The organism is Bradyrhizobium australafricanum, assembly GCF_020329495.1.
In the GTDB taxonomy this organism is placed as follows: Bacteria; Pseudomonadota; Alphaproteobacteria; order Rhizobiales; family Xanthobacteraceae; genus Bradyrhizobium; species Bradyrhizobium australafricanum.
On record NZ_JAGKJL010000025.1, the window covers coordinates 20,665 to 33,871 of the forward strand.

15 protein-coding genes are annotated in these 13,207 nt (G+C 66.3%); 4 read left to right on the top strand and 11 right to left on the bottom strand.

Annotation, left to right across the window (positions count from 1 at the left end; all coding sequences use genetic code 11):
* Window positions 1–2 precede the first annotated feature (2 nt).
* Together phnH and phnG are read right to left on the bottom strand one after the other, a co-directional pair.
* Window positions 3–611, bottom strand: a complete 609-nt coding sequence (gene phnH / locus J6525_RS22420; RefSeq protein ID WP_225646319.1) for a phosphonate C-P lyase system protein PhnH — start codon at window positions 609–611, stop codon at window positions 3–5.
* 4 nt (window positions 612–615) lie between these two features.
* The gene (gene phnG / locus J6525_RS22425) at window positions 616–1,077 is read right to left on the bottom strand and encodes a phosphonate C-P lyase system protein PhnG (RefSeq protein ID WP_225646320.1); all 462 of its coding nucleotides are present in this window, start codon (window positions 1,075–1,077) and stop codon (window positions 616–618) included.
* Between the two features lie 128 nt (window positions 1,078–1,205).
* Between phnG and phnF the strand changes: the two genes are divergently transcribed.
* Window positions 1,206–1,931 carry a phosphonate metabolism transcriptional regulator PhnF gene (gene phnF / locus J6525_RS22430; RefSeq protein ID WP_028334541.1) on the top strand — a complete coding sequence of 242 codons (726 nt, stop codon included), beginning with the start codon at window positions 1,206–1,208 and terminating at the stop codon, window positions 1,929–1,931.
* Window positions 1,932–2,086: 155 nt separating this feature from the next.
* Here phnF and phnE (J6525_RS22435) read toward each other — a convergent pair whose 3' ends face one another.
* The 4 genes from phnE (J6525_RS22435) to phnC all read right to left on the bottom strand — a co-directional run bounded on the left by phnE (J6525_RS22435) (window position 2,087) and on the right by phnC (window position 5,727).
* A complete protein-coding gene (gene phnE / locus J6525_RS22435; RefSeq protein WP_176936949.1) occupies window positions 2,087–2,935 on the bottom strand; it encodes a phosphonate ABC transporter, permease protein PhnE in 849 nt (282 codons plus the stop codon).
* Window positions 2,932–3,816: a phosphonate ABC transporter, permease protein PhnE gene (gene phnE / locus J6525_RS22440; protein WP_092083652.1), complete on the bottom strand. Its 885-nt coding sequence runs from the start codon at window positions 3,814–3,816 to the stop codon at window positions 2,932–2,934. The genes phnE (J6525_RS22435) and phnE (J6525_RS22440) overlap by 4 nt, the downstream gene beginning before the upstream one ends.
* 83 nt (window positions 3,817–3,899) lie before the next feature.
* Window positions 3,900–4,832, bottom strand: coding sequence for a phosphonate ABC transporter substrate-binding protein (gene phnD, locus J6525_RS22445; protein ID WP_028334544.1), 933 nt, complete (start codon window positions 4,830–4,832; stop codon window positions 3,900–3,902).
* Window positions 4,833–4,911: 79 nt separating this feature from the next.
* Window positions 4,912–5,727, bottom strand: a complete 816-nt coding sequence (phnC, locus tag J6525_RS22450; protein ID WP_092083654.1) for a phosphonate ABC transporter ATP-binding protein — start codon at window positions 5,725–5,727, stop codon at window positions 4,912–4,914.
* Window positions 5,728–5,938: 211 nt separating this feature from the next.
* Between phnC and J6525_RS22455 the strand changes: the two genes are divergently transcribed.
* From J6525_RS22455 to J6525_RS22465, 3 genes are read left to right on the top strand one after another with little or no spacing between them, the layout of a single operon-like run.
* Window positions 5,939–6,604, top strand: coding sequence for an LbetaH domain-containing protein (locus J6525_RS22455; RefSeq protein WP_225646321.1), 666 nt, complete (start codon window positions 5,939–5,941; stop codon window positions 6,602–6,604).
* Window positions 6,601–7,773 carry an alpha-D-ribose 1-methylphosphonate 5-triphosphate diphosphatase gene (locus J6525_RS22460; protein ID WP_312009819.1) on the top strand — a complete coding sequence of 391 codons (1,173 nt, stop codon included), beginning with the start codon at window positions 6,601–6,603 and terminating at the stop codon, window positions 7,771–7,773. The genes J6525_RS22455 and J6525_RS22460 overlap by 4 nt, the downstream gene beginning before the upstream one ends.
* 9 nt (window positions 7,774–7,782) lie before the next feature.
* Window positions 7,783–8,481 carry a DUF1045 domain-containing protein gene (locus J6525_RS22465; protein ID WP_225646322.1) on the top strand — a complete coding sequence of 233 codons (699 nt, stop codon included), beginning with the start codon at window positions 7,783–7,785 and terminating at the stop codon, window positions 8,479–8,481.
* A 152-nt stretch (window positions 8,482–8,633) separates the two neighbouring features.
* Here the strand turns inward: J6525_RS22465 and hemC are convergent, their stop codons facing one another.
* From hemC to J6525_RS22490, 5 genes are all read right to left on the bottom strand, one after another.
* Window positions 8,634–9,644 (bottom strand): hydroxymethylbilane synthase, encoded by a 1,011-nt coding sequence (hemC, locus tag J6525_RS22470; RefSeq protein WP_092083658.1) that lies wholly within the window; start codon window positions 9,642–9,644, stop codon window positions 8,634–8,636.
* Between the two features lie 65 nt (window positions 9,645–9,709).
* A complete protein-coding gene (gene pncA, locus J6525_RS22475) occupies window positions 9,710–10,330 on the bottom strand; it encodes a bifunctional nicotinamidase/pyrazinamidase (RefSeq protein WP_092083659.1) in 621 nt (206 codons plus the stop codon).
* Window positions 10,330–11,148 carry an aspartate dehydrogenase gene (locus J6525_RS22480; RefSeq protein ID WP_092083842.1) on the bottom strand — a complete coding sequence of 273 codons (819 nt, stop codon included), beginning with the start codon at window positions 11,146–11,148 and terminating at the stop codon, window positions 10,330–10,332. The genes pncA and J6525_RS22480 overlap by 1 nt, the downstream gene beginning before the upstream one ends.
* Window positions 11,148–12,566, bottom strand: a complete 1,419-nt coding sequence (locus J6525_RS22485; protein WP_225646323.1) for a M20/M25/M40 family metallo-hydrolase — start codon at window positions 12,564–12,566, stop codon at window positions 11,148–11,150. Before J6525_RS22485 ends, J6525_RS22480 begins: the two co-directional genes overlap by 1 nt.
* 129 nt (window positions 12,567–12,695) lie before the next feature.
* Window positions 12,696–13,184, bottom strand: coding sequence for a RidA family protein (locus J6525_RS22490; protein WP_225646324.1), 489 nt, complete (start codon window positions 13,182–13,184; stop codon window positions 12,696–12,698).
* Window positions 13,185–13,207: the final 23 nt, after the last annotated feature.

Below are 13,207 nucleotides of genomic sequence, written 5' to 3' on the forward strand. Positions count from 1 at the left end.
GCTCACACTCCGCTTGCGATCAGCCGCGTGGTGCGCGGGATCGCCACAATGGCATCGTCATGGACCAGCACGACATCGATGCCGCGCGGGAACAGGGCTTCGTTGATCGCAAGCCGCTGGAACAGGTCGCGCGGCTTGAGCATCGCCTGCAGCACGGCGCTGCCGTCGATGCCCGGCCCCTTCAGCTCGAAGGCCGGCCCCTGCGTCAGGCTGTCGACCTGCAGGATCAGTGTTGTCGACCGGTCAGGATTTTCGCTGCTGCCGAATGCGAAGCGATCGAGCGCCGGCAGGCTCGCGGCATCGCCGATCAAAGCGAAGCTCGCGATCGAGGAATCGGTGATCACCGGTGCGCTGGCGTGAAACTTCAGCCAGCGGGCGACGTCAGGCGTCGCCGACATCGCGCCATCGAGCCAGATCGGCGTGTCGTGATCGAACAGCGTCAGCGCGATCGCGGCCGAGCCGCGCATCATGCCGGCCGGTGTTCCGACGCTCGCGGCGACGCGCTGCACGCTGCCCGGGCGCGCCATCGCATCCATCACGGAACGGAAAGTCGACTGCGCCGACAGCACCTTGTCGGCAAAGCCCGCGGGCATTTCGGCAATCGTCGTCATTGCATCATCCCTCACCGCGCACCATCGTGTAGAAATCGACCCGCGTCGCCGCGGTTTCCGCCGCCTTGCGGCCGCGTTCGGCGTTCATGGCGACGCGCAGCGGCGCGATCACCTTGGCCTCCACCTCGCCGGACAGCTCCGCCGACTGCACCATGGCGTCGCACAGTGCGATCATCTGCGCCTTCCGCGCGTCGCGGCCGAGCGTGTAGCCGAAGCCGACCTCGCCGGTCGCAAGCCGCACCGCCGCGCGCGACACCGTCGCCTCGCCGAGATTGAACGGCGCACCGTCGCCGCCGATCCGCCCGCGCATCATCACAAGGCCGTTTTCCGGCTCGCGCAGGTTCTCATGCGCGGGCAACGCGACCGCCGCCAGCCTGCCGGCGATGTCAGCAGCGGCGGCGTGCGCCAGCACCGTCATCGCGGCCTTGCGCTGGGCCTGTTTGCTGTTTGGTCCGGTCGAACTCATGGTCGAACTCATGGGCAAACCTTTGGGCAACCTTGCTTGCATCAAGTTGTCTATGATACTAGACAACTTGATAGCGGAGCGCCATGACTGTTTCGTGACAAACCAAGGATTTCTGGTATCACCGCGCCATGAGCATGCAGGAAAGTTCCGGCGTCGCCTTGTGGCGGCAGGTCGCCGACGGCATCGAGCGCGGCATCGCTGACGGCCGCTTCGCCGCCGGCGAAAAGCTGCCCGGCGAGATGGAGATCGCCGAGACGTACCGGGTCAACCGCCACACCGTGCGGCGGGCGCTCGCCGCATTGGCCGAGCGCGGCCTGGTGCGCGCGGAACGCGGCAGCGGCACCTATGTCGAAGCCCAGCGCCTCGCCTATCCCTTGCGCTCACGCACGCGGTTTTCCGAGATCGTCGGCGCCGGCGGCCACGAGCCGCGCGGCCAGCTGATCGATGCGAGCAGCGACACCGCCAATCGCGAGATCGCACGCGAGCTGGGGCTGAAGATCGGTGCGCCGCTGATCCGGATCGAAGCGGTGCGGCTCGCCGACCGGACGCCGATCTGCGTTTCCACCACCTGGCTGTCGGCCGAGCGGTTTCCCGATGCCGGCAGCGTGTTCGCCAACGTCCGCTCGATGACGAAGCTGCTCGGACATTACGGCGTCAAGGACTACCATCGCGCCTCGACCCGCATCACCGCGGCGATCGTCGATGCGACCGACGCCGCGCGGCTCGACCTGCCGCTGGGACGGCCGGTGCTGGTGGTCGACGCCACTGACGTCGACATGCTGGACCAGCCGCTGGTGACCAAGCGCTCGCGCTTCGCCGCCGAGCGCGTCGAGTTTCTGGTCGAGAACGGCTGACGTGCTTCTGCTCCCTCGCCCCGCTCTTGCGGGGACAGGGTTGGGGTGAGGGGCTGTCTCCGCGAATCCTGGAAGCTGTGAGTCCCCCTCACCCGGAATTTGCGCTGCGCGAAAATTCCGGCCTCCCCCCGCGCGCGGGAGAGGCGAAAGAGAAGCTACACCACGGCGCGCTGGCCGATGATCGCAAAGCGCAGCTTGCTCGAGATGAAGTCGATCGCGGCGACCGCGATCAGGATCATCAGGATCAGGAACGACACCTTCTGCCACTCCAGCACGCGGATCTGCTCGGCGAGCTGCAGCCCGATGCCGCCGGCGCCGACGATGCCGATGATGGTGGCCGAACGGGTGTTCGACTCGATGAAGTAGAGCACCTGCCCGGCGATCACGGGCAGCACCTGCGGCAGCAGGCCGAAGCGGATCTCGTGCAGCGCGTTGCCGCCGGACGCGCGGATGCCCTCGACCTGCTTGCGATCCGCCGCCTCGATCGCCTCCGAGAACAGCTTTCCAAACGCGCCGAAGTCCGACACCATGATCGCGAGCACACCGGCGAACGGGCCGAGACCGACGACGTTGATCCAGACCAGCGCCCAGATCAGCGTATCGACGCCGCGGATCGAGTCCAGGAAGCGGCGCACCGGAAAGCGGATCAGGTTCGAGGGGATGATGTTGCGCGCCGCCAGCAGGCTGACCGGCAGCGCCAGCAGCGCGGCAAGCGTGGTGCCGAGCACCGCGATCGACAGCGTCTCGCCGAGCGCCTGCATGTAGAGCGGGAACGACGAGCCCGGATTCGGCGGGAGCATCAGCATGGTGATCCAGCCGAGCTGGCCGAGGCCCGCGATCAGCCTGGACGGCGAGAAATCGAGATCAACCAGTCCGAACACGAAGATCGCGAGCGCCGCCGCGATCATGGCCGGCATCGCCAACCGTGCCGATGCGGGACGTTCGAAGACGTCGGGGTACTTCGCGCGCAGTTCCGTGGTGTCCGGCCTCGGCATCTGGCTCATCGACGGGTCTCCTTGCCGAACAGCCGGCCGCGCAGCCAGCCGGTCGAGATGTCGATGATGAAGACGGTGACGATGATGGTGATGAGGATGGCGCTGACGTCGGAATAGTAGAACTTGCGGATCGCGACCACCAGCTCCTGGCCGATGCCGCCGGCGCCGACGAAGCCCATCACCGACGCCTCGCGGACGTTGATCTCGAAGCGCAGCAGCGCATAGCTGGCATAGCCGGCCGAGACCTGCGGCAGCACGGCAAAGCGCATGCAGGACAGCCAGCTCGCGCCGGTGGAGCGGATGCCCTCGACCGGCTTCATGTCGGCATTCTCGACGATCTCGGCGAACAGCTTGCCGAGCGCCCCGGTGGTGTGGATCGCGATCGCCAGCATGCCGGCCATCGGCCCGAGGCCGAACGCGATCACGAAGATCAGCGCGAACACGATGCCGGGAACGGTGCGCGCGAATTCCAGCAGGCGGCGGATCGTGAAACGTACCCATGGGCCCGGCGACGTATTCTGGGCCGCGAAGAAATTGAGCGCGAAGGCGAGCACCGCACCCGTCAGCGTGCCGACATAGCTGATCAGGATCGTCTCGCCGAGCATCTTCAGCCACTTATGCCAACCCCAGAACCATTCGGCGGGATCGGTCCAGACCCGCGCGCCGGAATCCAGCGTCAGGATGCGATCGAAATAGCTGACGAAATTGCCGAAATAGGTGAACAGCGTGCGCAGGTTCACTTCCGCGCCGAACGCCGCGATCACCAGCACCGCGCAGAATGCCGCCGTTGCCAGCGCGGCCTTCAACCGCTTGCGTGCGACGGACTTGCGATAGGCGTCCTCCAGCGTCGCCAGTTGCTGCGCTGGAAGAATGGATACGGCGGTCGCCATCGACGCGTGCCAGTCCGGTTCGGAGTTGAGTGGAGAGAAAGGGCCGGGCTATACGCCCGGCCCTCGTGACCTCAGGCGTGCGATCAGCTCGCCTTCTTGCGCAAACCGTCGACGAACTTGATCAGCTCGATGGTGCCGTCCCAATCCTTGGTGGTGGCGGGATGGAAGCCCTTCTTCTGACCGTCGGACAGACGGTCGAAGGCGGCCTTGTCCTTGGTCGGTGCGTCGAAGAAGGCCTTTGCGATCGCAGCCTTCAGGTCCTCCGGAAGATCGGTGTTGTACGCATAGGGGCCGTTGATGATCAGCGCCGACTTGTGGATAATGCGGAAGTCATCCTTCTTCATCGCCGAGCCGTCGGCATTCTTCAGCATGCCCTTGGTCAGCATCTGGGCGAGCGTGGAATCGTCCTCATTGGTCCACTGGTTGGCGGCCACATCAACGGTTCCCTGCGACAGCGCCAGAACGGCGTTCTCGTGGCTGCCGGTGAACACGACCTTGCCGAAATAGCCTTCGGCGTTCGCGATGCCCATCTTGTTCAGTTCGAAGCGCGGCACGTTGTTGCCGGACGTCGAGTTCGGATCGACCAGGCCGAGATTCTTGCCTTTCAGGTCCTCGACGGTCTTGTACGGGCTCGACGCCTTGACGAAGAACACCGAGTAATAGCCGGTGGAACCGTCGGCGTTCATATCGTTGGCGAACGCGTCGGTCTTGACGCCGGTCAGGCGCGCGCGAGAGAACGAGGCCGAGCCGTAGCTGGCGATCTGGATGTTGCCGGCGCGCTGGCCTTCGATGACGGCCGCATAGTCGTTGGCGATGCGCAGCGTGACCTTCACGCCGAGCTCCTTCGACAGATACGCCACGAACGGCGTCCAGCGCTCGGTGACGCCGGAGGCGTTCTCGGCCGGCACCACCGCGAAGGTGAGCTCCGGGTATTTTGCTTTCCAGTCCTGCGCGGAGGCCGAACCGGCAAACGCCAGCGCGGCGGCGCCAGCCAGAATGATGCGACGAGTGAACATGACTACCCCTCTTTTGTAGTAGTTGCACCTGTTGGCCGGGCAAAATGCCCGGCCTCCCAGATTGAAAAATGCGCGACGCTCAGGCCGCGGCTGCGGTGCCGAGTGCCGGCGCAGTTGCACCGTCGGGCGCGGGCAGCGGTGCTGCGCCGATGACGTCATTGGCCTCGAGGTCATAGAGCTCGCGGGCGATATGGTCGGTGAGCGCCGCGGGGGCGCCATCGAACACCACGCGACCCGCGGCCATGCCGACCAGGCGGTCGCAATAGGTCCGCGCCAGGTCGAGCGAGTGCAGATTGCAAAGCACAGTGATGCCGAAATGCTTGTTGATGCGCAGCAGCGCGTCCATCACGATCTTGGTGTTGCGCGGATCGAGCGAGGCGATCGGCTCGTCGGCGAGAATGATGTCGGGCTCCTGCACCAGCGCGCGGGCGATCGCGACGCGTTGCTGCTGGCCGCCGGAGAGCTGGTCGGCGCGCTGTGCCGCCAGCTGGGCGATGTCGAATTGCTCGAGCGCCGACAGCGCGAGCGCCCTGTCCTGCTCCGGCCAGACCTGCGCCAGCGAGCGCCATGACGGAATCTGGGCCAGCCGGCCCATCAGCACGTTGGTCAGCACGTCAAGGCGGCCGACCAGATTGAACTGCTGGAAGATCATCGCCGAGCGCGCGCGCCACCGCCGCAGTTCCTTGCCGCGCAACGCGGTGACGTCGGTGCCCTCGAACAGGATACGGCCGGAGGTCGGATCGGCGAGACGGTTGATCATCCGCAGCAGCGTCGACTTGCCGGCGCCGGAGCGGCCGATCACGCCGACAAAGCTGCCCGGCGCGATCGAAAAGGACGCGTCGTCGACTGCGGCTTTCGTGCCGAAACGGCACGTCAAACCTTCCACCACCAGCATGTAATGCTCCAACCGCGCCTCGTTGGGCCATCGCTATCCCCGGCGTTTTACAGTTATGTGACGACGGCGCTGCGGTGCGGCGATCGTCCACACCCCTCCCTTGTCGCTCCCTTGCCGTCATCGCAACGTCATGATGTTGTCATCAAGCATCCCGATGACGAGCGCGCATCCCCCGGAAGCCCAAGATTCTTGAAGATTTGCGGAGGCCCTGATGGCCGGAAAAACACTCTCGGTTGTGCCGACCGTCGACCCGACCGCGTCGGTCCGTGAGAGCAAGCTCGGCAAATATACCGAGGTCGGCGCGCGCACGATCCTGCTTGAAGTCAGCATGGATGACTATTCCTACGTCGTGAACGACAGCCAGATCACCTACACCTCGATCGGCAAGTTTTGCTCGATCGCGGCGATGACTCGCATCAACCCCGGCAACCACCCGATGCATCGCGCGGCTCAAGCGCATTTCACCTACCGCGCCAGCGCGTATTTCCCCGGAGAGAGCGACGACACCGACGTCTTCAACTGGCGACGTGCGCATCACGTGCATATCGGCCATGACGTCTGGATCGGGCACGGTGCGATCCTGTTACCAGGACGGAACATCGGAACCGGCGCTGTCGTCGCCGCCGGCGCGATCGTGACCAAGGACGTTCCCGCATACACCATCGTTGCCGGTAATCCGGCTCGGCCGGTGAAGCGGCGCTTCTCCGAGACGATCGCCGACCGCCTCGCCGCGCTCGCATGGTGGGACTGGGATCACGAGACGCTCCGCCGCGTCCTGCCCGACTTTCGCAAGCTCGCGGTCGAGGAATTCCTCGACAAGCATGAGGCCATGGCCGTATCCCAATCGCAAGCCAAACAACGGAGCGCCGCATCGTGACGGACATTTTCATCGAGGGCGGGCGCACGCTGGTTGACGGCGCCTTGGTCGAGACCTCGCTGCGGACCGCAGGCCGCGACATCGGCGCGCTCGACGCCGAGCAGGATCGCGCCGTGCTTCACATCGATGCCAGCGGCCTCCTGGTGCTGCCCGGCATCATCGACCTGCACGGCGATGCGTTCGAGCGGCAGATGATGCCGCGCCCCGGCGTCGACTTCCCGACCGACGTGGCGCTGATCGACAGCGACCGGCAGGCGATCGCCAACGGCATCACCACCGTGTTCCATGGCACGACCTGGTCGTGGGAGCCCGGCCTGCGCAGCGCGGAGAATGCGCGCAAGCTGCTCGACGCGATCGAGGCGCTGCGGCCGCAGCTCGCCGCAGATACGCGCTTCCATCTGCGCCACGAGACCCACAATCTCGAGGCCGAGGCCGAGATCATTCAATGGCTCGGTGAAGGCCGCATCGACCTGTTCGCCTTCAACGACCACAGCAACGTCAAGCCGAAGAAGCGCAACCAGCTCGCCGAGCGCACCGGGCTCTCCGTCGAGGCCGTCAACGACATGCTCGACCGGATCGTGGCGCGCCGCCCCGAGGTGCCCGCCTCGATCGCGCGACTGGCCGCTGCCGCGCGCGCGGCCGATATCCGCATGCTATCGCACGACGACAACAGCCCGGCGATGCGCCAGGAGTTTCGCGCGCTGGGCGCCACGATCGCCGAATTCCCTGTCAACGAGGAGACCGCGCGCGACGCTGCGGCCGCGGACGACTTCATCGTGTTCGGCGCGCCCAATGTGGTGCGCGGCGGCAGCCATACCGGCTGGACCAAGGCATCCGACATGATCGCACAGGGCCTCTGCTCGGTGCTGGCGTCCGACTACTACTATCCGGCGCAGCTGCTCGCGGCGTTCCGCCTCGCCGACGACGGGATCCTGCCGCTCGCCAGGGCCTGGGACCTGATCTCGTCGGCGCCGGCCCGCGCGGCCGGGCTCGCCGATCGCGGCGTGCTCGCCGCGGGCCGCCGTGCCGACATCATCGTCGTCGACGACAAGGTGCCGCTGCGGCCGCGCATCGTCGCCGTGATAGCGGCCGGACGGCTGGTGCACCTGGCGGACGCGAGCTGCCTCGTTCATTCGCTCGCGCCGCGCAAGACGGTTGCGGCGGCGTAGCTCAGTCCCATGGCCAACACTCCGCGCTACGCGATCTATTATGCGCCGTCACCCGACAGCGCGCTGCACCGCTTCGGTTCGACGCTGCTCGGCTACGATTCCCTGTCAGGCGACGACCTGCCGTTTCCCAACGGCGTCACGTCCGACTGGCGCGAGGTCACCGAAGATCCGCGCAAGTATGGATTCCACGCCACGTTGAAGGCGCCCACCGCGCTCGCCGACGGTCGGAGCGAGGCCGAGCTTCTCGATGCCTGTGCCGCCTTCGCCGGCCGCGCGCGGCGCATTCCGGTGATCGAACCGGTGGTCGATGCGATCAGCGGCTTCATCGCGGTGATCCCGGCCAGCCGCTCGGATGATCTGCAGCAGCTTGCCGCCGATTGCGTCACCGAATTCGACGCGTTCCGCGCGCCGCTGACGCCGGAAGATCGCGCGCGCCGCAGGCCAGAGAAACTCACCGCGCGGCAGTGCGACTATCTTGACCGCTGGGGCTATCCCTACGTCATGGAGGAGTTCCGCTTCCACATGACGCTGACAGGGCGGCTGAGCGACGAGCGGCGCGGCCCGATCGTGGCGCAGCTGCGCTCACGGTTCGCGGCGGTCGACCTCGCGCGGCTCGCAATCGACCGCATCGCGCTGTTCAAGCAGACCGACAGCGCATCGCGCTTCCGCATCATCGGCAGCTGGCCGTTGCGGGCTGATCGGGATTAGGCCTCACACACCGGTGTCGTCCCGGCGAAAGCCGGGACCCATAACCACCGTCGGTAGTTGTTCAAGCGAGCTGCGGTCCCAGCATCGTCCCACAACCAACATTCGTGGTTATGGGTCCCGGCTTTCGCCGGGACGACGTGGGATGGATATCGCTATTCGTCGATCCGGGTGCGGGCGATGATCTCGGCGGCGCCCTTCTCCAGCAGCTCCATGCCCACGGCGCGGCCGAGTTCGCGCGGCCGATCCGCGGGCCCGCGCCGCGTCACCTCGATGAAGCCGGCGCCGGCCTCGTCGAGCACCGAGGCGCGCAGCGTCATCTCGCTGCCCGCGAGCGTGGCGTGGCCGGCGATCGGCGAATTGCAATGACCGTTGAGCACCCACAGCACCTCGCGCTCGGCCTCGGCCGCAAGCCGCGACTGCACGTTGTCGATCCCGGCAAGCCGCGCACGCGTCGCCCAGTCGGTCTCGACGCATTCCACCGCGACAATGCCCTGGCCGACCGCCGGCAGCATCTCGCCGACCGAGAAATCATGCGCGATGCGCGCGGTCATGCCGATGCGCTCCAGGCCCGAGCGCGCCATCACCAGCGCATCCGCCGGCCCCACGTCGCCGCCACCGGGCAGCCGCTGCTTGTCGCCGCGATCGAGCTTGGCCACGCGCGTGTCGGCGGCGCCGCGATAATGGATCACGGTCGCTTCCGGAAACAGCCGGCGCAGATAGGCGGCGCGGCGGACGGCGTTGGTGCCGATCATGAAGCCCCTGCCGCGCGCGGCGCGGAGGGTGTCCAGCGACAGGCCGGGACGCAGCACGAGGCTGTCATTGGCGGCATCGCGCGCCAGCATCGCGGCGATGACGAGACCCGGCGTCTCCTCGTTGCCCGGCACGTCCTTCAGCGAATGCATCGCCGCCTGCAACGTGCCGGCACGCATGGCTTCGCGGATCTCGGCGACGAAAGCGCCGCCCTTGCCGCCGTGGCGCAACAGCTTGCTGGTCTGGTCCTGGTCGCCGCGGGTCTCGAACTTGACGATGTCGACGGCAAGGTCCGGCGCCGAAGCGCGCAGCAGCCGCGCGACCTCATCCGTCTGCGCGAGCGCCATCGCGCTCTTGCGCGTCCCAATCCGCAAAACCTGTCCCGACACGAAAGCTCCGCTGCGCGTGATCATCAACGGTGGGGGATTAGAACAAAAAGCCAGTCAAAACAACGGTTTTTGCCCCTCTTTGGCGATGCTCAGACGAGCTCCTCGATAAGCTCCACCCCGGCCTCGCGCATCGCCTCGGTCGCGGCGGCAAGCGAACCGCCGAGATCGATGGCGCGGCAGCCTGCCAGCACCACCGTGGTCTCGAAACCGAGCCGGCGCGCATCGAGCGCCGAATACTGCACGCAATAGTCCGTGGCGAGCCCCGCCATCACGACGCGCTTGAGGCCCCGTTCGCGCAGATAGCCGGCGAGCCCGGTCGGCGTCTTGCGGTCGTTCTCGAAGAACGCCGAATAGGAATCGATCGCGGACCGGAAGCCCTTGCGGATCACGAGCTCGGCTCGCTCGGTGGCGAGGTCGGGATGGAACGCGGCGCCGGCCGTACCCTGGATGCAATGATCCGGCCACAGCGTCTGCGGCCCATACGGCATGGCGATCTCGGAGAACGGCGCCGCGCCCGGATGCGAGGTCGCAAAGGAGCTGTGGCCCGCCGGATGCCAGTCCTGGGTCAGCACGACATGGTCGAAGCGGCTGGCAAGCCGGTTGACCACCGGCACGACGGCATCGCCGTCCGCGACCGCCAGCGCACCGCCGGGGCAGAAATCGTTCTGCACGTCGATGACCAAAAACAGATCGTTGTGCGCAATCTTCATCAGGTGCCGATCCGCAATGATGCGCGCAGCTTGCGCAGGCAGGCGATCACCGACAGCGCGGTGATGCGGCCGGTCTTCGGGTTCTCCGAGGGAATGTTCTCGATCATCATCGAGAACCGCGCGGAATCTGAATCGACCTCGATCCGGTGGGTGTTGCGGGTCACGGTCGGATCCGCCCAGATCTCGACCCTTGTGCGGTCGGGGCCGATGCCGGCCAGCGACAGCGCCACCGCGACGTTGAGGTTGGCCGGAAAGCCCTTTGCGGCGTCGCGCGCGCTGCCCTCGAAGATGCGCAGCGGCTCGGTGATGCCTTCGATCCGGATGTTGTTTTCGACCAGATGCGGCGCGCCGACGAGGCCCGCGACCGGCTTGCGCGTCACCAGCCTCGCCGAATGAATGGTCCCGATCGCCGCGGCGGTCACCGCATCGAGCCCGATCAGCGCGCCGGTCGGCACGATGATCTGGCCGCCATGGGCCTTCGCGAGATCGACGAGGTCCTCGTTCTGCAGCAGCGCGCCGACGCTGAGCACGACCGCTATCTTGCCGCGCTCGACCACCGGCGCCACGATTGCGCGGACCAGCTTGCTCGGCGCGCACTCGACCACGATGTCGGCGACCTCGGCCAGCTGCTCGATCGGCACCAGCTTCGGCGCAGACTTGAGCTCCGCCACCCAGCCGCGATGCTTGTCCGGGCTGTTCGCCGACACCGCAACCAGCGTCAGACCCTCGATGCCCTGATCGAGCGCCTTGACGACGTCGGTGCCGATCGCGCCGAGGCCGGCGACCGCAACCCGTGTCCTTGTCTTGCGGTCAGCCATCATTTCCCGCCGGCGAGCATCTTGACCAGGCGATAGAGATACTCTTCGCCCTCGTAGAACGACTTGACGAGCACGCGCTCGTCCTTGCCATGGATACGGTTGTCGTCGACATCGGCGGCCAGCCCGGAGTGACCATAGGTCGGAATCCCGGCATTGCGCAGATAGCTGCCGTCGGTCGCGCCGGTGCTCATGACCGGAACGATCGACGCATCCGGCCAGAACTCCTTCGACAGCCTCTCGATCGAACCCATGATCTCCTCGTTGAGGGGCGACGGCGGGCTCAGCACGGCCTTGCCGGTCGGAGCCACCGCGATCTGCTTGTCGGCGAGCACGCGCTCGATCGTCGCCTGCACGCCCTCGACCGGCTCGCCGGGCAGGATCCGGCAGTTCACCTTGGCGGTCGCCAGCTGCGGCAGCGCGTTGATGGCGTGGCCGCCCTCCAGCATGGTCGCGACGCAGGTGGTGCGGAGCTGCGCATTATAACCCGGATTCTCCGACAATCGCGCCAGCGCCGCCGGGTCGGGCTGCGGCGCCAAAATGGCCTTGATATCGTCGGCATGCGACGTGTCGACTTCGGCGGTCTTGGTGAAATAGATTCGCGTGGTCTCGTTGAGATTCATCGGGAAGTCGTATTTGGAGAGTCGCACCAGGCCTTCGGCGAGGTGATAGATCGCATTGTCCTTGCGCGGCAGCGACGAGTGGCCGCCGCGATCCTTCACCGTGAGCTGGTAGCCGATCGAGACCTTCTCGCTGGTCTGCACGCTGTTGCGGATCGCCTTGCCGTTCTTGAGACCGACGCCGCCGCCTTCATTGAGCGCGAACTCGGCATCGATCAGGTCACGGTGGTTCTTGATCAGCCACTGCATGCCGAGACCGTTGGCATCGAGGATCTCCTCGTCGGTCTCGAGCGCCACGATGATGTCGCGATCGGGCTTGTAGCCCTCCTTCTTGTAGCGGATCAGATTGGTGATGAAGGCGGATGCCATGCATTTGTCGTCGCTGGAACCGCGGCCGTAGAAATAGCCGTCCTGCTCGGTGAGCTTGAACGGATCGACCGACCAGTCCTCGCGATTGGCGGGGACGACGTCGATATGGGCGACCAGGAGGATCGGCTTGCGCGCGCCGGAACCGTGCAGCCGCGCCACCAGATTGCCCTTGTGCGGCGCCGGCGAGAACACGTGCACGTCGGCCTCGGGGAAACCCGCCGCGCGGAGCCGCGCGCCCATCGCCTCCGCCGCCTTCTGGGTATCCCCGGTCGCGGTGGTGGTGTTGATCTCGACCAGCTCCTGGTAGATGCCGCGGGCGAATTGCTGCTGCTCGGTCAGCCCCTGCGCCGCGGCGCCGGTTGCCAGCAGCGCCGGACCAAGCGCTGCCGCGAGCCGCAGCGATCGAACCGTGTCTCTAGCCTTGTGCGACATCATGCTCTCCCAGAATTCCGCCACCTGATTGGAGCGAATTCAGACAGGCGACACGCGCTTTGGCAAGACGGCGAGCCCTTCAATTTCCGCGCGCATGCTCCGCGGTTTCGCGCACGCTATTTGCAGTCCTTATTTCGAATCCTTGGCCGCGATCACCTCGATCTCAACCAGGAATCCGGGATTGGCGAGCGCCGCGACGCCGACCACCGAGCGCGCCGGCAGGTTCGGCTGGCTGCCGCCGAAGAACTGGGTGTAGCCCTCCATGAAGGCCTTGAAGTCCATCGGCGCGGACGCGCTGTGCACCAGGAATACCTGCATCTTGACGACGTCGCCCATGCCAAGGCCCTGGCCTTCCAGAATGGTCTTGATGCGGTTGAGCACGCCGACGGTCTGCGTCTTGGTATCGCCATAGGCCTGCGGGCTCGACGGATCGGCGTCCTTGTTGATCGCCGGCGGCACCTGGCCGCTGACATAGACGGTCGTGGTGTTGCCGGTGACGGTCACGGCCTGCGCGATAGGGAATGTCGAGTTGGGAATCGGATGCCTGACCACGTCAGCACAGGCGGCAGTTGCAACCGCGGATAGCGCCGCGCCCAGTGCGATAGTTGCTAATCTCATGATTTCTCCATTACTCGATAGAA

Bases quoted from the DNA above. Each gene is read 5' to 3' on its own strand.
- phnH (WP_225646319.1), bottom strand. From the start codon at position 611: ATGACGACGATTGCCGAAATGCCCGCGGGCTTTGCCGACAAGGTGCTG.
- phnG (WP_225646320.1), bottom strand. From the start codon at position 1,077: ATGAGTTCGACCGGACCAAACAGCAAACAGGCCCAGCGCAAGGCCGCG.
- phnF (WP_028334541.1), top strand. From the start codon at position 1,206: ATGAGCATGCAGGAAAGTTCCGGCGTCGCCTTGTGGCGGCAGGTCGCC.
- phnE (WP_176936949.1), bottom strand. From the start codon at position 2,935: ATGAGCCAGATGCCGAGGCCGGACACCACGGAACTGCGCGCGAAGTAC.
- phnE (WP_092083652.1), bottom strand. From the start codon at position 3,816: ATGGCGACCGCCGTATCCATTCTTCCAGCGCAGCAACTGGCGACGCTG.
- phnD (WP_028334544.1), bottom strand. From the start codon at position 4,832: ATGTTCACTCGTCGCATCATTCTGGCTGGCGCCGCCGCGCTGGCGTTT.
- phnC (WP_092083654.1), bottom strand. From the start codon at position 5,727: ATGCTGGTGGTGGAAGGTTTGACGTGCCGTTTCGGCACGAAAGCCGCA.
- J6525_RS22455 (WP_225646321.1), top strand. From the start codon at position 5,939: ATGGCCGGAAAAACACTCTCGGTTGTGCCGACCGTCGACCCGACCGCG.
- J6525_RS22465 (WP_225646322.1), top strand. From the start codon at position 7,783: ATGGCCAACACTCCGCGCTACGCGATCTATTATGCGCCGTCACCCGAC.
- hemC (WP_092083658.1), bottom strand. From the start codon at position 9,644: ATGATCACGCGCAGCGGAGCTTTCGTGTCGGGACAGGTTTTGCGGATT.
- pncA (WP_092083659.1), bottom strand. From the start codon at position 10,330: ATGAAGATTGCGCACAACGATCTGTTTTTGGTCATCGACGTGCAGAAC.
- J6525_RS22480 (WP_092083842.1), bottom strand. From the start codon at position 11,148: ATGGCTGACCGCAAGACAAGGACACGGGTTGCGGTCGCCGGCCTCGGC.
- J6525_RS22485 (WP_225646323.1), bottom strand. From the start codon at position 12,566: ATGTCGCACAAGGCTAGAGACACGGTTCGATCGCTGCGGCTCGCGGCA.
- J6525_RS22490 (WP_225646324.1), bottom strand. From the start codon at position 13,184: ATGAGATTAGCAACTATCGCACTGGGCGCGGCGCTATCCGCGGTTGCA.